This is a genomic window from Streptomyces sp. SCA2-17, from assembly GCF_044336695.1.
In genome coordinates this window covers 4,845,174-4,863,275 of record NZ_CP117521.1, presented here as the reverse complement: position 1 = coordinate 4,863,275, position 18,102 = coordinate 4,845,174, and the positions used below count along the sequence as shown (strand labels likewise).

Genomic DNA, 18,102 nt, shown 5'->3' with positions numbered 1-18,102 from the left:
GGCGCCGCCCCAGGGGACGACTCCCTTGCGCCGCCCGTCCTTGTGCCGGTCATGGTAGCCGCACCCCGCCGGTCGCCACACCCTGTCACCGCGATGTCACTGTGCACGTAGCAGAAACGTAGTGGGGGACCAGAAGGTTCCCCGATTCGCCGGTCCCCACACGTCCTCGCGCACACTCGGTCAGCAGCGGGCCGGGGAGCCCGTACGGACTCCCCGGCTCCTCGTTACTCGGCGCGCATCCATTGCTCCATCACCGTGAGCAGATGGTCGGTGTCGACCGGCTTGGTCACGTAGTCGGACGCTCCTGCGTCGAGGCTCTTCTCGCGGTCGCCCTTCATCGCCTTGGCGGTCAGCGCGATGATGGGCAGGCCCGCGAACTGCGGCATCCTGCGGATGGCGGCCGTCGTGGCATAGCCGTCCATCTCCGGCATCATGATGTCCATCAGGACGACCACGACGTCGTCGTGCTGTTCCAGGACCTCGATCCCCTCGCGCCCGTTCTCCGCGTAGAGCACCGACAGCCCATGCTGCTCCAGGACGCTCGTGAGGGCGAACACATTGCGGATGTCGTCGTCAACGATCAGCACCTTCTCGCCGTGGAAGCCTCCGCCGAAGCCCGAGCCGAAGCCCTTGGCCGGTGGTTGCTCTGCGTCACCGAACGGCTCCGTTGGCCAGGGCTCGCCGCCCTGCGGGATCGCCGGGGACCGGTCCGCCGGAGCGGCCGGAGCGGGCCACTGCGCGGCGGCCTGTGCGGCCCGCTGGCGCCGCAGGAGCAGGCCGGCCGCCCCGCGCGCGGCCGCCTCCGGGCCGGAGCCCGGCAGACCCGCCTCCACCGCCGTGACGTCCTCGGGCCCGCCCTGGTGCTCGGGGCCGAACGGTTCCGGCCGGGCGCCCGGAGCGAGCTGCGGATACCCCTGGGGCGGCAGCTCTCCGGCGTTGAGCGGGAGGTAGAGGGTGAAGGTGGAGCCGCGGCCGGGCTCGCTCGCCGCGTGGATCTCGCCGCCCAGCAGGCGGGCGATCTCCCGGCTGATCGACAGCCCCAGGCCCGTACCGCCGTACTTGCGGCTGGTCGTCCCGTCGGCCTGCTTGAACGCCTCGAAGATGACCCGCATCTTGCTGGCCGCGATGCCGATGCCGGTGTCGGTGACCGAGAAGGCGATCACCTCGCCGTCCGGGTCGCGCAGCGAACCGGCCTCCAGGAGCTGCTCGCGGATGGTGTCCGGGACGTCGCCGCCGGCGGGCCGGATGACCAGCTCCACCGCGCCGGTGTCGGTGAACTTGACCGCGTTCGACAGCAGGTTGCGCAGCACCTGGAGGAGCCGCTGCTCGTCGGTGTGCAGCGTGGCCGGCAGCTCGGGCGAGACCCGGACGGAGAAGTCGAGGCCCTTCTCCGCCGTCAGCGGCCGGAACGTGGCCTCCACGTAGTCCACGAGCTGGACGAGCGCGATACGGGTCGGGCTCACGTCCATCTTGCCCGCCTCGACCTTCGACAGGTCCAGGATGTCGTTGATCAGCTGGAGGAGATCCGAGCCCGCCCCGTGGATGGTCTCGGCGAACTCCACCTGCTTGGGCGAGAGGTTGCCGTCCGCGTTGTCGGCCAGCAGTTTCGCGAGGATCAGCAGCGAGTTGAGCGGGGTGCGCAGCTCGTGCGACATGTTGGCGAGGAACTCGGACTTGTAGCGCATGGAGACCGCGAGCTGCTCGGCACGCTCCTCCAGCACCTGCCGGGCCTCCTCGATCTCGGTGTTCTTCACCTCGATGTCGCGGTTCTGCCGGGCCAGCCGCTCGGACTTCTCCTCCAGCTCGGCGTTGGAGATCTCCAGCGCCTTCTGCCGGTTCTCCAGCTCCGCCGACCGCTCGCGCAGCTGCTCCGTCAGCTCCTGCGACTGCTTGAGCAGCATCTCCGTCTTGGTGTTGACGGAGATCGTGTTGACGCTGGTGCCGATCATCTCGGCGATCTGGTTGAGGAAGTCCTTCTGGATCTGGGCGAACGGCTGGAACGAGGCCAGCTCGATCACGCCGAGCACCTGGCCCTCGAAGAGCACCGGCAGCACGATGACGTGGGCCGGCGGCGCCTCGCCCAGGCCGGAGGCGATCTTCAGGTAGCCCGGTGGCACGTTCTCCACCAGGATCGTCCGCTTCTCCTTCGCGGCGGTGCCGATCAGCGTCTCGCCCGGCCGGAAGGAGGTGGGCATGGAGCCCGTCGTGTAGGCGTACGAGCCGAGCATGCGCAGCTCGTACGCCTCGTCGTCGACCTCCGCCTCCTGCGGATCCGTGGGCATCACCAGGAAGAAGGCGCCGTGCTGCGCGGAGACCACGGGGGTCAGCTCGCTCATGATGAGCCCGGCGACGTCCTCCAGGTCGCGCCGGCCCTGCATCAGGCCGGAGATCCGGGCGAGGTTGCCCTTGAGCCAGTCCTGCTCCTTGTTGGCCAGGGTCGTCTCGCGGAGGTTGGCGATCATCGTGTTGATGTTGTCCTGGAGCTCCAGGATCTCGCCCGCCGCATCCACGTCGATCTTGAGGTTGAGATCGCCGCGGGTCACCGCGGTGGCGACCTCCGCAATGGCCCGGACCTGCCGGGTCAGATTGCTCGCCATCTCGTTGACCGACTCGGTGAGGTCGCGCCACGTGCCGTCCACGTCGCGCACCCGGGCCTGGCCTCCGAGCTGGCCCTCGGTGCCCACCTCGCGGGCCACCCGGGTCACCTGGTCGGCGAAGGAGGACAGCTGGTCCACCATCGTGTTGATGGTCGTCTTCAGCTGGAGGATCTCGCCCCGCGCATCGATGTCGATCTTCTTGGTCAGGTCGCCCTGGGCGATGGCGGTCGTCACCATCGCGATGTTGCGCACCTGGCCGGTCAGGTTGGACGCCATCGAGTTCACGGACTCGGTGAGGTCCTTCCACGTACCGCTGACGCCCGGCACCCGCGCCTGGCCGCCGAGGATGCCGTCGGTGCCCACCTCGCGGGCCACGCGCGTGACCTCGTCCGCGAACGACGACAGCGTCGTCACCATGATGTTGACGGTGTCGGCCAGCTGCGCGACCTCGCCGCGCGCCTCGACCGTGACCTTCTTGGTCAGGTCGCCGTTGGCGACCGCCGTCGCGACGTGCGAGATGTTACGGACCTGACTGGTCAGGTTGTTGGCCATCAGGTTGACGTTGTCGCTGAGGTCCTTCCAGATGCCGGTGACGTCCCGCACCCGCGCCTGACCGCCCAGCTGACCCTCGGTGCCCACCTCGCGGGCCACCCGCGTCACCTGCTCGGCGAAGTCCGAGAGCTGGTCCACCATCGTGTTCACGGTGGTGACCAGTTCGAGGATCTCGCCCTTCGCGTCGACGGTGATCTTCTTCGACAGGTCGCCCTTGGCGACCGCCGTGGTCACCTCGGCGATGTTGCGCACCTGCGACGTCAGGTTGTTGGCCATGAAGTTGACCGACTGGGTGAGGTCCTTCCAGGTGCCGGACACCCCCTGGACCTCGGCCTGGCCGCCCAGGATGCCCTCGGTGCCGACCTCCCGCGCGACGCGCGTGACCTGATCGGCGAACGACGACAGCTGGTCCACCATCGTGTTGAGCGTGTTCTTCAGCTCCAGGATCTCGCCCCGGGCGTCCACGTCGATCTTCTGCGACAGGTCGCCGCGCGCCACCGCCGTCGCGACCTGCGCGATGTTGCGGACCTGCGCCGTCAGATTGCCCGCCATGCCGTTGACGGAGTCCGTGAGGTCCCGCCACACGCCGGCCACACCGGGCACCTGCGCCTGACCGCCGAGGCGGCCGTCCGTACCCACCTCGCGGGCCACGCGCGTGACCTGCTCCGCGAAGGCGGAGAGCTGGTCGACCATCGTGTTGATGGTGTTCTTCAGCTCCAGGATCTCGCCGCGGGCGTCCACGTCGATCTTCTGGGAGAGGTCGCCGCGCGCCACGGCCGTGGTGACCTGGGCGATCTGCCGCACCTGGGACGTCAGGTTGCCCGCCATGAAGTTGACCGAGTCGGTCAGCTCCTTCCAGGTGCCGCTGACGCCGTCCACCCGGGCCTGACCGCCCAGCCGACCCTCCGTACCCACGTCCCGCGCCATGCGCGTGACCTGGTCGGCGAACGACGACAGCTGGTCGACCATGGTGTTCACGGTGTTCTTCAGCTGGAGCATCTCGCCGGAGACGTCGACCGTCACCTTCTGCGAGAGGTCGCCGTTGGCCACCGCCGTCGTCACCTGGGCGATGTTGCGGACCTGCCCCGTGAGGTTGCGGAAGGCGGTGTTCACCGAATCCGTGAGGTCCTTCCACGTGCCCGCGGCACCGGGCACCGCGGCCTGCCCGCCCAGCTCGCCCTCGACACCGATCTCCCGCGCCACGCGCGTGACTTCGGCACCGAACGAGGACAGCTGGTCGACCATCGTGTTGACCGTGTTCTTGAGCTCCAGCATCTCGCCGGAGACGTCGACGGTCACCTTCTGCCCCAGGTCGCCGTTGGCGACGGCGGTCGTCACCTGGGCGATGTCCCGCACCTGCGTCGTGACGTTACGGAAGGCCGTGTTCACCGAATCGGTGAGGTCCTTCCACGTCCCCGCGGCCCCGGGCACCTGCGCCTGACCGCCCAGCCGGCCCTCGGCGCCGACCTCGCTGGCGACCCGCGTCACCTCGTCGGCGAAGGTGCGCAGCGTCTCCGTCATCTGGTTGATCGTCTCGGCCAGCTGGGCGATCTCGCCCCGCGCGCTGACCGTCACCTTCTGCGACAGGTCACCGTTGGCGACCGCCGTCGTGACCTGCGCGATGCCGCGCACCTGCTCGCTCAGGTTCCCGGCCATGAGGTTGACCGAGTCGGTCAGGTCCTTCCAGACACCCGCGACGCCGGGCACCTGCGCCTGACCGCCCAGCTCGCCCTCCGTACCGACCTCGCGGGCCACGCGCGTGACCTCGGAGGCGAAGGACGACAGCTGGTCCACCATCGTGTTGACGGTGTTCTTCAGCTCCAGCATCTCCCCGGCCACGTGCACCGTGACCTTCCGGGAAAGGTCGCCCTTGGCGACCGCCGTCGTCACGAGAGCAATGTCACGCACCTGGGCGGTGAGTCGCGACGCCATCGTGTTGACGGAATCCGTGAGGTCCTTCCACGAACCGGACATACCGCGTACCCGGGCCTGCCCGCCGAGCTTGCCCTCGGTGCCGACCTCGCTCGCCACCCGCGTCACCTCGTCGGTGAACGCCGACAGCTGGTCCACGAGGCCGTTGACCGTGCGCCCCACCTTGAGGAACTCGCCCCGCAGCGGGTGCGCCGCCCCGTCCGCGCCCTGCGAGCGCAGGTCCATCCGCTGCTCCAGGTCGCCCTCGGCCACCGCCGACAGCACCCGGCCCACCTCGGACACCGGCCGTACCAGGTCGTCCACCAGCGCGTTCGACGCGTCGATCGCGGCCGCCCAGGCGCCCTCGCAGGCGCCCACCTCCAGCCGCTCCGTGAGCTTTCCCTCACGGCCCACGACCCTGCGGACCCTCGCCAGCTCGCCCGTCAGCTGCAAATTCCGGTCCGCGACCTCGTTGAAGACCGCGGCGATCTCGGCCATCACCCCGTCGCCTGAGACCGTCAGCCGCTTCCGGAAGTTTCCGTCGCGCATGGCGGACAGTGCCGTCAGCAGCCTGGTCAAGGCTGCCGTGTCGACTTCCGTCGTCCCATTGGTCCGGGACCGTCCGCCCTTCGCGCGCGTGCTCACGCCCCGCGCCGCCGCGCCAGACTCCACCGTGTCCCTCCCGCAGGGTCGATCATCCTCGTCGGGCTTCCACTTCAATCTTTCCCAGTGTTTCACCCCGGCCCGGCCAGGCCATAACAGTTCGGCAGCATCGCACACGGTCCGCGGGCACTCCGAAGGTGGAATCAGCTCGCACCGGCCTCCGCCCGTGCGGTGAAGGTAAGTAACCTGGCATCCGGCCAGGGCAATGGAGGGGCGCTGCGACATGGGTGAGCAGATCGCCGAGACCTACACGACGAGGAGACCTGTGATCACCGCGCGGGCTGCCGCCACCTTCGAGCCGGTCGGACGCTCGGTCGCCTCCGCCCGCGCCTTCGTCCGGGACACCCTCCAGGGCTGGGGCCATCCCGACATCATCGATGATGCCGTCGTCCTGACCAGCGAGCTCGTCACCAACGCCGTCGTCCACGCCGGCACCGCCGCCGACGTCCTGTGCATGCGCACCGGCACCGGCGTCCGCGTCGAGGTCGCCGACCGCTATCCCGAGCGCGAGGTGCCCCTCCAGAGCTCCGCCCGCCGCATCGGCGGCGTCGACCGCGAAGGCGGCCGCGGCCTGCTGCTGTGCGCCGCCCTGGCCACCCGCTGGGGCGTCGAGTACACGCCCACCCACAAGCAGGTCTGGTTCCAGCTCGACCTGCCCGACCGGCCCGCCGGCACGCGCTCCGCAGGCCCCGCGCTGCCCACCGAAGCCCTGCCCCTGGCCGACCCGCGCGTCCGCGTCGCCGTCGTCCAGCTCGACCGCACCGGCTCCATCAGCGCCTGGAACGAAGACGCGGACGCCCTCTTCGGCTTCACCGCCGACCAGGTCGTCGGCAAGCCCCTCACCGACTTCGCCGCCTGGCCGCACACCCCCGGCACCTCCACCGGCATCGCCGACGCGCTGCGGCTGTCTCGCTGGGAGGGCTCCTACGGCATAAGGGGCGCCGACGGCCGCATCACCCCCGTCTACGCCTCCCACCTTCGCGTCCGCGACAACGAAGGCGCCCCCTCCACCGTCTGCCTGCTGGTGCGCGAGGAGGAGCGGGCCGTCCTGCAGAGCATGCAGCGCACCCCCGCCCCCGACAGCGGCACCACCGACCGGACCACGGCCGACCCCTTCGAGGTCTTCATCGGCTCCCCCGCCCCCGACGACCTCGACGGCCTCCTCCAGCGCACCGTCGAGCGGGCGCGCGACATGCTCGACGGCGACGCCGCCTACCTCCTGCTGGCCACCGACGACGAGACCGAGCTGGAAGTACGGGCCTCCACGGGCCTGCCGTCCGCCCGCCAGCGCTTCGCCCGCGTCCCCGTCGAGGCCGGCACCGGCCGCTACGGCTCCGCCCGCATGCCCGCCGTCCACGAGGACCTCGCCGTCCTCCCCGGCGCCGTGCCCCTCCTCGCCGACACCGGCATGCGCTCCGTCGTCACCGTCCCCCTCAAGGTCGAGGGCCGCCTCACGGGCTCCCTGGGCGTCGCCGCCGAGGCCCCCGGCCGCTACAGCAACGAAGAGGCACTCCGCCTCCAGTTCGCCGCGGACCGCATCGCCCTCGCCGTCGAGCGCGCCCGCCTCAACGAGCTCGAACGGCTCCGCCGCGGCTCCCTGTCCTTCCTCGTCGAGGCCTCCGACCTCCTCGCCGGCACCCTCGACCGCGACCAGACCCTCGCCCTCATGGCGCAGATGACGGTCCCCACCCTGGCCACCTGGTGCGCCGTCTACACCGTCGCCGACCCGGCCTCCGAACCCGAGCTGTCCTACGTCCTGCACGAGGACGAGGACCGCATCGACGGCCTCAAGACCCTCCTCGGCAAGCTCGCCCCGCCGGACCCGGTGCCCACGCCCGGCGCCCGCGTCTGGACGGCCCCCTCCGAGGCGGCCCAGGCCGCCGCCGTCCGCGGCTCCCTGCGCTCCCTCGGCCTGGCCGGCTCCACCGACCACCCGGCCGCGCCCAGCACGTCCCTCGCCACGGCGGCGGCCGTCGGCGGCGAGACGGTCGTCCTGCCGCTCGTGGCCCGCAACCGCGTCATCGGCATGCTCACCCTCGGCAAGCCCACCGACGACCACTTCCGCCAGGAGATCCTGGAGCTCGCCGAGGACCTGTCGCGCCGCGCCGCCCTCGCCCTCGACAACGCCCGCCTCTACAGCGAGCGCACGGCCATCAGCCAGTCCCTCCAGCGCAGCCTCCTGCCGCCGGAGCTGCTGCACGTCCCCGGCGTCGAGGTCGACGTCATCTACCGCGCCGCGGGCGAGGGCAACGAGGTCGGCGGCGACTTCTACGACCTGTTCCCGATCCGCGACGGCGCGTACGGCTTCGCCATCGGCGACGTCTGCGGCACGGGCCCGGAGGCCGCGGCGGTCACCGGCCTGGCCCGGCACGCGCTGCGCCTGCTGGCCCGCGAGGGCTACGGCGGCCCGGCCGTCCTGGAGCGCCTGAACGCCGCCATCCTCGACGAGGGCGCCCGCAGCCGCTTCCTGACGCTGCTGTACGGCGAGCTGCGGCCGCAGGAGGACGGCAGCGCGGTCCTCAAGGTCGTCTGCGCGGGGCACCCGCTTCCGCTGCGCCTGCGCCAGGACGGCACGGTGGAGGCCGCGGCCGACCCGCAGCCGCTGCTGGGCGTCATGGAGGACCTGGAGCTGTACGAGCAGACGGTCACCCTGGATCCGGGCGACGTGCTGCTGTGCGTCACGGACGGCGTGACCGAGCGCCGCGAGGGCGCGCGCATGCTCGGCGACGACGGCCTCACGGACCTGCTGACGACGTGTACGGGTCTGACGGCCGGTGCGGTGGCCGCGCGAGTGCTGCGGGCGGTCGAGCGCTTCGCCGCCGAGCCCGCGTCGGACGACATGGCCATTCTGGCGATGCGGGTGCCGGAGCTGGAGCTGGAGCTGGACTGAGTGGTGAAATGCAAGAAGGCCCCCGCCAATTGGCGGGGGCCTTCTTCTATGGAGCCCCAAAACGGAATCGAACCGTTGACCTTCTCCTTACCATGGAGACGCTCTGCCGACTGAGCTATTGGGGCCGGCAACGAGATAAAGCATACCCCATGTTCGTACGCCCTTTTGACCATGCGGCTTTAGGCGGCTTCGGGAACCAGTCCGCCGAGCGCGTTGCAGACGGCCACGACGCGGTGGAGTTCCCGCGGGGTGAGTGCGGAGTCCACGGGCAGGGCCAGACATTGGTCGGCGGCCCGCTCGGTCTCGGCGAGCCACAACTCCCGCCGATAGGCAGGGAGTCGGTGCACGGGGGTCTGTACGGGGATGGAGCATCGTACGCCGCGGGCCCGCAGTGCCCGCGCGAAGGCGTCCCGGTCCGGTCGGCCGTTGCCGGGGATACGGACGACATAGGTGCGGTAACTGTGCTCGACGCCGGCGCCCGTGGCGGGCGTCACGACGCCCCTGAGCCGGGCGTTGAGGTAGGCGGCGTTGGCCTGCCTCCGCCGGGTGTGCTCGTCCAGGGGGGCCACGGGCTCGTGCTCGACGACGATCAGCCCGCGCCGTTCGGCGACGGCGTGCAGGCCGACCAGGTCGGCGCGGCGGCCGAAGAGGTGAACGGGCATCACTGCGGCGGTGCGGAGCGTGAGGGTCGCGGCGACCGAGGCCGGGTCCAGGCAGAGGCTGTCCGGGTCGATGTCGGCGAACACGGGCACGGCTCCGGCCCGGCGGACGGCCTCGGCTACGTCAGCCGGGGCGTATGACGGCACGACGACCTCGTCACCTGCGCCGATGCCGGCTGCCGTGAGCGTTTCCACTGTCCCCATGGGGGTGAGGATTTCCGCGGGACGTGAACGGGGTGCAAATAAAAAAGCTCCGGTAGCTGAACATAAGTTCAGCTACCGGAGCTTCTAAAATTTGTTCGGCGGCGTCCTACTCTCCCACACGGTCCCCCATGCAGTACCATCGGCACTGAAAGGCTTAGCTTCCGGGTTCGGAATGTAACCGGGCGTTTCCCTAACGCTATGACCACCGAAACACTATGAAATTGAACTCCAGCCGGATATTGGCGAGTTCGTTACTTCAGAACTAACACAGTGGACGCGAGCAACTGAGGACAAGCCCTCGGCCTATTAGTACCAGTCAGCTCCAACCGTTACCGGTCTTCCACACCTGGCCTATCAACCCAGTCGTCTACTGGGAGCCTTACCCCATCAAGTGGGTGGGAGTCCTCATCTCGAAGCAGGCTTCCCGCTTAGATGCTTTCAGCGGTTATCCCTCCCGAACGTAGCCAACCAGCCATGCCCTTGGCAGGACAACTGGCACACCAGAGGTTCGTCCGTCCCGGTCCTCTCGTACTAGGGACAGCCCTTCTCAAGACTCCTACGCGCACAGCGGATAGGGACCGAACTGTCTCACGACGTTCTAAACCCAGCTCGCGTACCGCTTTAATGGGCGAACAGCCCAACCCTTGGGACCGACTCCAGCCCCAGGATGCGACGAGCCGACATCGAGGTGCCAAACCATCCCGTCGATATGGACTCTTGGGGAAGATCAGCCTGTTATCCCCGGGGTACCTTTTATCCGTTGAGCGACGGCGCTTCCACAAGCCACCGCCGGATCACTAGTCCCGACTTTCGTCCCTGCTCGACCCGTCGGTCTCACAGTCAAGCTCCCTTGTGCACTTACACTCAACACCTGATTGCCAACCAGGCTGAGGGAACCTTTGGGCGCCTCCGTTACTCTTTAGGAGGCAACCGCCCCAGTTAAACTACCCACCAGACACTGTCCCTGATCCGGATCACGGACCCAGGTTAGACATCCAGCACGACCAGAGTGGTATTTCAACGACGACTCCACCATGGCTGGCGCCATGACTTCACAGTCTCCCACCTATCCTACACAAGCCGAACCGAACACCAATATCAAGCTATAGTAAAGGTCCCGGGGTCTTTCCGTCCTGCTGCGCGAAACGAGCATCTTTACTCGTAGTGCAATTTCACCGGGCCTATGGTTGAGACAGTCGAGAAGTCGTTACGCCATTCGTGCAGGTCGGAACTTACCCGACAAGGAATTTCGCTACCTTAGGATGGTTATAGTTACCACCGCCGTTTACTGGCGCTTAAGTTCTCAGCTTCGCCCCACCGAAATGGAGCTAACCGGTCCCCTTAACGTTCCAGCACCGGGCAGGCGTCAGTCCGTATACATCGCCTTACGGCTTCGCACGGACCTGTGTTTTTAGTAAACAGTCGCTTCTCGCTGGTCTCTGCGGCCACCCCCAGCTCAGGAAGTAAATTCCATCACCGGTTGTGGCCCCCCTTCTCCCGAAGTTACGGGGGCATTTTGCCGAGTTCCTTAACCATAGTTCACCCGAACGCCTCGGTATTCTCTACCTGACCACCTGAGTCGGTTTAGGGTACGGGCCGCCATGAAACTCGCTAGAGGCTTTTCTCGACAGCATAGGATCATCCACTTCACCACAATCGGCTCGGCATCAGGTCTCAGGCTTCATGCTGTCCGGATTTGCCTGGACAGCGCCCTACACCCTTACCCCGGGACTACCACCGCCCGGGCTGGACTACCTTCCTGCGTCACCCCATCGCTTACCTACTACCACCTTGGGTCAGCGGCTCCACCACTCCCCTTTCCCCGAAGGGTCCAGGGCGGCTTCACGGCCTTAGCATTAATGGATTCGATATTGGGCGTTTCAAAGCGGGTACCGGAATATCAACCGGTTGTCCATCGACTACGCCTGTCGGCCTCGCCTTAGGTCCCGACTTACCCTGGGCAGATCAGCTTGACCCAGGAACCCTTAGTCAATCGGCGCACACGTTTCCCACGTGTGTATCGCTACTCATGCCTGCATTCTCACTCGTGAACCGTCCACAACTCGCTTCCGCGGCTGCTTCACCCGGCACACGACGCTCCCCTACCCATCACAGCCTCCGTTGGGAGTATTGCTGCAATGACACGACTTCGGCGGTACGCTTGAGCCCCGCTACATTGTCGGCGCGGAATCACTTGACCAGTGAGCTATTACGCACTCTTTCAAGGGTGGCTGCTTCTAAGCCAACCTCCTGGTTGTCTCTGCGACTCCACATCCTTTCCCACTTAGCGTACGCTTAGGGGCCTTAGTCGATGCTCTGGGCTGTTTCCCTCTCGACCATGGAGCTTATCCCCCACAGTCTCACTGCCGCGCTCTCACTTACCGGCATTCGGAGTTTGGCTAAGGTCAGTAACCCGGTAGGGCCCATCGCCTATCCAGTGCTCTACCTCCGGCAAGAAACACACGACGCTGCACCTAAATGCATTTCGGGGAGAACCAGCTATCACGGAGTTTGATTGGCCTTTCACCCCTAACCACAGGTCATCCCCCAGGTTTTCAACCCTGGTGGGTTCGGTCCTCCACGAAGTCTTACCTCCGCTTCAACCTGCCCATGGCTAGATCACTCCGCTTCGGGTCTTGGGCGCGCTACTCAATCGCCCTATTCGGACTCGCTTTCGCTACGGCTTCCCCACACGGGTTAACCTCGCAACACACCGCAAACTCGCAGGCTCATTCTTCAAAAGGCACGCAGTCACGACACAAGAAGCAAGCTCCTTGTGCGACGCTCCCACGGCTTGTAGGCACACGGTTTCAGGTACTATTTCACTCCGCTCCCGCGGTACTTTTCACCATTCCCTCACGGTACTATCCGCTATCGGTCACCAGGGAATATTTAGGCTTAACGGGTGGTCCCGCCAGATTCACACGGGATTTCTCGGGCCCCGTGCTACTTGGGTGTCTCTTAAACGAGCCGCATAGATTTCAGCTACGGGGGTCTTACCCTCTACGCCGGACCTTTCGCATGTCCTTCGCCTATCCATACGGTTTCTGACTCGTCTCACAGCCGGCAGACTATGAAAAAGAGATCCCACAACCCCGCATGCGCAACCCCTGCCGGGTATCACACACATACGGTTTGGCCTCATCCGGTTTCGCTCGCCACTACTCCCGGAATCACGGTTGTTTTCTCTTCCTGCGGGTACTGAGATGTTTCACTTCCCCGCGTTCCCTCCACACTGCCTATGTGTTCAGCAGCGGGTGACAGCCCATGACGACTGCCGGGTTTCCCCATTCGGACACCCCCGGATCAAAGCTCGGTTGACAGCTCCCCGGGGCCTATCGCGGCCTCCCACGTCCTTCATCGGTTCCTGGTGCCAAGGCATCCACCGTGCGCCCTTAAAAACTTGGCCACAGATGCTCGCGTCCACTGTGCAGTTCTCAAGCAACGACCAGCCACCCATCACCCCGACACCTACATGCCGAGTTCACTGGGGCCGGCGTCAAGAAGGACGAGCAACGCTCGTACCCTCAGACACCCAACAGCGTGCCCGGCCCAGCCACTCACTCTCTGTGTTCCACGCCGAAGCAGTACTAACAGGGAGATCCTGAACTGTGCCGAATAGTCAACGTTCCACCCATGAGCAACCGTGCAAGTCATTCGCTTGCAGTCGGCTATATGCTCCTTAGAAAGGAGGTGATCCAGCCGCACCTTCCGGTACGGCTACCTTGTTACGACTTCGTCCCAATCGCCAGTCCCACCTTCGACGGCTCCCTCCACAAGGGTTGGGCCACCGGCTTCGGGTGTTACCGACTTTCGTGACGTGACGGGCGGTGTGTACAAGGCCCGGGAACGTATTCACCGCAGCAATGCTGATCTGCGATTACTAGCAACTCCAACTTCATGGGGTCGAGTTGCAGACCCCAATCCGAACTGAGACCGGCTTTTTGAGATTCGCTCCACCTCACGGTATCGCAGCTCATTGTACCGGCCATTGTAGCACGTGTGCAGCCCAAGACATAAGGGGCATGATGACTTGACGTCGTCCCCACCTTCCTCCGAGTTGACCCCGGCAGTCTCCTGTGAGTCCCCATCACCCCGAAGGGCATGCTGGCAACACAGGACAAGGGTTGCGCTCGTTGCGGGACTTAACCCAACATCTCACGACACGAGCTGACGACAGCCATGCACCACCTGTACACCGACCACAAGGGGGCGACCATCTCTGGCCGTTTCCGGTGTATGTCAAGCCTTGGTAAGGTTCTTCGCGTTGCGTCGAATTAAGCCACATGCTCCGCTGCTTGTGCGGGCCCCCGTCAATTCCTTTGAGTTTTAGCCTTGCGGCCGTACTCCCCAGGCGGGGAACTTAATGCGTTAGCTGCGGCACGGACGACGTGGAATGTCGCCCACACCTAGTTCCCAACGTTTACGGCGTGGACTACCAGGGTATCTAATCCTGTTCGCTCCCCACGCTTTCGCTCCTCAGCGTCAGTATCGGCCCAGAGATCCGCCTTCGCCACCGGTGTTCCTCCTGATATCTGCGCATTTCACCGCTACACCAGGAATTCCGATCTCCCCTACCGAACTCTAGCCTGCCCGTATCGAATGCAGACCCGGGGTTAAGCCCCGGGCTTTCACATCCGACGTGACAAGCCGCCTACGAGCTCTTTACGCCCAATAATTCCGGACAACGCTTGCGCCCTACGTATTACCGCGGCTGCTGGCACGTAGTTAGCCGGCGCTTCTTCTGCAGGTACCGTCACTTTCGCTTCTTCCCTGCTGAAAGAGGTTTACAACCCGAAGGCCGTCATCCCTCACGCGGCGTCGCTGCATCAGGCTTTCGCCCATTGTGCAATATTCCCCACTGCTGCCTCCCGTAGGAGTCTGGGCCGTGTCTCAGTCCCAGTGTGGCCGGTCGCCCTCTCAGGCCGGCTACCCGTCGTCGCCTTGGTAGGCCATCACCCCACCAACAAGCTGATAGGCCGCGGGCTCATCCTGCACCGCCGGAGCTTTCCACCTTTGAAGATGCCCTCAAAGGTCATATCCGGTATTAGACCCCGTTTCCAGGGCTTGTCCCAGAGTGCAGGGCAGATTGCCCACGTGTTACTCACCCGTTCGCCACTAATCCACCCCGAAGGGCTTCATCGTTCGACTTGCATGTGTTAAGCACGCCGCCAGCGTTCGTCCTGAGCCAGGATCAAACTCTCCGTGAATGTTTACCCGTAATCGGGTCATACACCACGAGAGCGGAACAACCAGGAGGAATAATCCCGGTCGTTCACAGCGTCCTCGCTGTGTGCCTTCCTCTAGAGGAAGGACTTTTCAAAGGAACCGCGTCCCGATCAAAGATGACCGGAGACGGGGTATTTTATAGTCTGGCGTTGACTTTTGGCACGCTGTTGAGTTCTCAAGGAACGGACGCTTCCTTTGTACTCACCCTCTCGGGCTTTCCTCCGGGCGCTTCCCTTCGTTGTTTCCAACCTTACCAGATCCGTTTTCCGTTCCCCCCGCTTCTAAAAGAAGCAGTCGGTTCGGATTCCGTTTCCGGCCCCCTGTTGGAGCGGGGTTTCGCCTTTCAGCTTTCGCTTTCCGGCGGTGATCCCGACTTTATCAGATCTCTCCGGTCGGAATTTCCCACCGGCCCGGAACGATCCTTCACGTTCGAGTTCATCACGAACGTTTGGGCGTTCCCGCCGCGGTGGAGCCGTAAACCTACTGGACGGCCGCGCCCGGATGCAAATCGGCACCGGGGCGGCCGTCCGTTCGGTTGACGAAGCGTCAGACCTCGACGACGACAGGGAGGATCATCGGGCGCCGGCGGTAGGTGTCGGAGACCCACTTGCCCATCGTCCGGCGGACGAGCTGCTGGAGCTGGTGCGGCTCCACGACCCCGTCGGACGCGGACTTGCCGATCACTTCCTCGATCTTCGGAACGACCGCGGAGAACGCGGCGTCGTCGATGCCCGAGCCCCGCGCCTGGATCTGCGGCCCGCTCACCACCTTGCCCGTCGTGCTGTCGACCACGATGAACACGGAGATGATGCCCTCGTCACCGAGGATGCGGCGGTCCTTCAGCGAGGTCTCCGTGACGTCGCCGACCGAGAGGCCGTCCACGTACACGTAACCCGCCTGGACCTTGCCGACGATCTTCGCCGCGCCGTCGACCAGGTCGACCACGACGCCGTCCTCGGCGATCACGATGTGGTTCTTCGGGACGCCCGTGAGCGCGCCGAGCTCCGCGTTGGCCCGCAGGTGGCGCCACTCGCCGTGCACCGGCATGAGGTTCCTGGGCTTGCAGATGTTGTAGAAGTACAGCAGCTCGCCCGCGGAGGCGTGGCCCGAGACGTGGACCCGCGCGTTGCCCTTGTGGACGACGTTCGCGCCCCAGCGGGTGAGGCCGTTGATCACGCGGTAGACCGCGTTCTCGTTGCCCGGGATGAGCGACGAGGCCAGGATGACGGTGTCGCCCTGGACGATCCGGATCTGGTGGTCGCGGTTGGCCATCCGGGACAGCGCCGCCATCGGCTCGCCCTGGGAGCCCGTGCAGACCAGCACGACCTCGTCGTCCGGCAGGTCGTCCAGGGTCTTCACGTCCACGACGAGGCCCGCGGGGATCCGCAGGTAGCCCAGGTCGCGGGCGATGCCCATGTTGCGGACCATCGAGCGGCCGACGAAGGCGACGCGGCGCCCGTACTCGTGGGCGGCGTCGAGGATCTGCTGGATGCGGTGCACGTGGCTGGCGAAGCTCGCCACGATGATGCGCTTCTGCGCGCCCGCGAACACCTGGCGCAGCACGCCGGAGATGTCGCGCTCGGGCGGCACGAAGCCGGGGACCTCGGCGTTCGTGGAGTCCACGAGCAGCAGGTCGATGCCCTCTTCGCCCAGCCTGGCGAAGGCCGGCAGGTCGGTGAGGCGGCGGTCCAGCGGAAGCTGGTCCATCTTGAAGTCACCGGTGTGCACGGCCATGCCCGCGGGGGTGCGGATGGCCACGGCCAGCGCGTCCGGGATGGAGTGGTTGACCGCGATGAACTCGCAGTCGAAGGGGCCCAGACGCTCGCGGTCGCCCTCGGCGACCTCGAGGGTGTACGGGCGGATGCGATGCTCCTGGAGCTTGGCCTCGATGAGGGCCAGGGTCAGCTTGGAGCCGATCAGCGGGATGTCCGGCTTCTCGCGGAGCAGGTAGGGGACACCGCCGATGTGGTCCTCGTGACCGTGCGTGAGCACGATGCCGTCGATGTCGTCGAGGCGGTCACGGATGGACGAGAAATCGGGCAGGATCAGGTCAATTCCGGGCTGCTCCTCCTCAGGGAAGAGCACTCCGCAGTCGACGATCAGCAGGCGGCCTCCGTATTCGAAGACCGTCATGTTGCGGCCGATCTCCCCCAGGCCGCCGAGCGGCGTGACGCGCAGGCCGCCCTCGGGCAGCTTCGGCGGGGGACCGAGTTCAGGATGCGGGTGGCTCAAAAGACTCTCCTCACCACGCACGCCACATGCCCTCAGGGCACATGGCGCGCGCGACCTTCGTGCACTTGCAGTTGTTTTCGGTCTTCAGTTGTGAAGTCCCGTGTGAAGTCCTGGCGTATTCAGTTGTGAAGTTCTTGGGCGGTCCGGTCCGCGCGGGGGCCGTGCGCCGGGGCGCCGTCAGCCGAGCTGGACGCCGCCCGCCGTGAGGTCGCGCTTGAGCTGCTCGGTCTCCTGCTCGGTGAGCTCGACGAGGGGCAGCCGCACGGGGCCCGCGGGCAGTCCCTGGAGGGTCAGGGCGGCCTTGGTCGTCATGACGCCCTGGGTGCGGAAGAGGCCGGTGAAGACCGGGAGCAGCTTCTGGTGGATCGCCGTGGCCTTGGCGTTGTCGCCGGACAGGAAGGCGTCGGTCATGGCGCGCAGGTCGCCGGCGACGAAGTGGCCCGCGACGGAGACGAAGCCGGCGGCGCCGACGGCGAGCTGCGGCAGGTTCAGCATGTCGTCGCCCGAGTACCAGGCGAGGCCCGAGCGGGCGATGGCCCAGCTCGTCGCGGACAGGTCGCCCTTGGCGTCCTTGTTGGCGACGATGCGGGGGTGCTCCGCCAGCCGGACGAGCGTCTCCGTCTCGATGGGGACGCCGCTGCGGCCGGGGATGTCGTAGACCATCACCGGGAGACCAGTGGCGTCGGCGACGGCCGTGAAGTGCCGGACCAGGCCCTCCTGCGGGGGCTTGTTGTAGTACGGCGTGACGACGAGGAGGCCGTGGGCGCCCGCCTTCTCGGCGGCGCGGGCCAGCTCGGCGCTGTGGTGGGTGTCGTTGGTGCCGGCTCCGGCGATCACGTGGGCGCGGTCTCCGACCGCCTCGACCACAGCTCGTACGAGCTGTGCTTTCTCCGCGTCGCTGGTGGTGGGGGACTCGCCGGTGGTGCCGTTGACGATCAGGCCGTCATTGCCGGCGTCCACAAGGTGGGTGGCGAGCCGCTGCGCGCCGTCGAGGTCGAGAGCACCGTCAGCGGTGAAGGGCGTGACCATGGCGGTCAGGACCCGCCCGAAGGGCGTCTGCGGTGTGGAGGTCGGAGCCATGAGGGCCACGCTACTCGTTGCTCACCGTGAGGTGCCCCCTCGGGGAGTGCCAAAGGGATCCCGGCACTGCCTGCTCGGGGGTTCA

General features: G+C 66.3%; 5 protein-coding genes, 1 tRNA gene and 3 rRNA genes. 1 reads left to right on the top strand and 8 read right to left on the bottom strand.

Features of this window, described 5'->3' with window-relative positions; all coding sequences use genetic code 11:
- Positions 1-224: 224 nt before the first annotated feature.
- The gene (locus PS271_RS22055; RefSeq protein ID WP_398383973.1) at positions 225-5,732 is read right to left on the bottom strand and encodes a HAMP domain-containing protein; all 5,508 of its coding nucleotides are present in this window, start codon (positions 5,730-5,732) and stop codon (positions 225-227) included.
- A gap of 214 nt (positions 5,733-5,946) precedes the next feature.
- Here PS271_RS22055 and PS271_RS22050 point away from each other — a divergent pair, with 214 nt between their 5' ends.
- Entirely contained in the window at positions 5,947-8,613 is a 2,667-nt protein-coding gene (locus PS271_RS22050; RefSeq protein ID WP_398383971.1) for a SpoIIE family protein phosphatase, read from the top strand.
- A 49-nt stretch (positions 8,614-8,662) separates the two neighbouring features.
- On the opposite strand, the gene PS271_RS22045 is transcribed toward PS271_RS22050, so the two are convergent.
- The 7 genes from PS271_RS22045 to dapA form a co-directional block, all read right to left on the bottom strand.
- Positions 8,663-8,738: transfer RNA gene (locus PS271_RS22045), tRNA-Thr, on the bottom strand.
- Positions 8,739-8,792: 54 nt separating this feature from the next.
- The gene (locus PS271_RS22040; protein ID WP_398383969.1) at positions 8,793-9,476 is read right to left on the bottom strand and encodes a DegT/DnrJ/EryC1/StrS family aminotransferase; all 684 of its coding nucleotides are present in this window, start codon (positions 9,474-9,476) and stop codon (positions 8,793-8,795) included.
- Between the two features lie 93 nt (positions 9,477-9,569).
- A 5S ribosomal RNA gene (rrf, locus tag PS271_RS22035) occupies positions 9,570-9,686 on the bottom strand.
- A gap of 76 nt (positions 9,687-9,762) precedes the next feature.
- Positions 9,763-12,885: ribosomal RNA gene (locus PS271_RS22030) — 23S ribosomal RNA — on the bottom strand.
- 277 nt (positions 12,886-13,162) lie between these two features.
- Positions 13,163-14,686: ribosomal RNA gene (locus PS271_RS22025) — 16S ribosomal RNA — on the bottom strand.
- Together the 16S, 23S and 5S rRNA genes form the textbook arrangement of a ribosomal RNA operon.
- A 565-nt stretch (positions 14,687-15,251) precedes the next feature.
- Entirely contained in the window at positions 15,252-16,937 is a 1,686-nt protein-coding gene (locus PS271_RS22020; protein WP_030369805.1) for a ribonuclease J, read from the bottom strand.
- A gap of 177 nt (positions 16,938-17,114) precedes the next feature.
- Positions 17,115-18,017 carry a 4-hydroxy-tetrahydrodipicolinate synthase gene (dapA, locus tag PS271_RS22015; protein WP_398383967.1) on the bottom strand — a complete coding sequence of 301 codons (903 nt, stop codon included), beginning with the start codon at positions 18,015-18,017 and terminating at the stop codon, positions 17,115-17,117.
- Between the last annotated feature and the right edge of the window lie 85 nt (positions 18,018-18,102).

Coding starts and splice junctions, on each gene's coding strand:
- PS271_RS22050 (WP_398383971.1), top strand. CDS start 5,947: ATGGGTGAGCAGATCGCCGAGACCTACACGACGAGGAGACCTGTGATC.
- dapA (WP_398383967.1), bottom strand. CDS start 18,017: ATGGCTCCGACCTCCACACCGCAGACGCCCTTCGGGCGGGTCCTGACC.
- PS271_RS22040 (WP_398383969.1), bottom strand. CDS start 9,476: ATGGGGACAGTGGAAACGCTCACGGCAGCCGGCATCGGCGCAGGTGAC.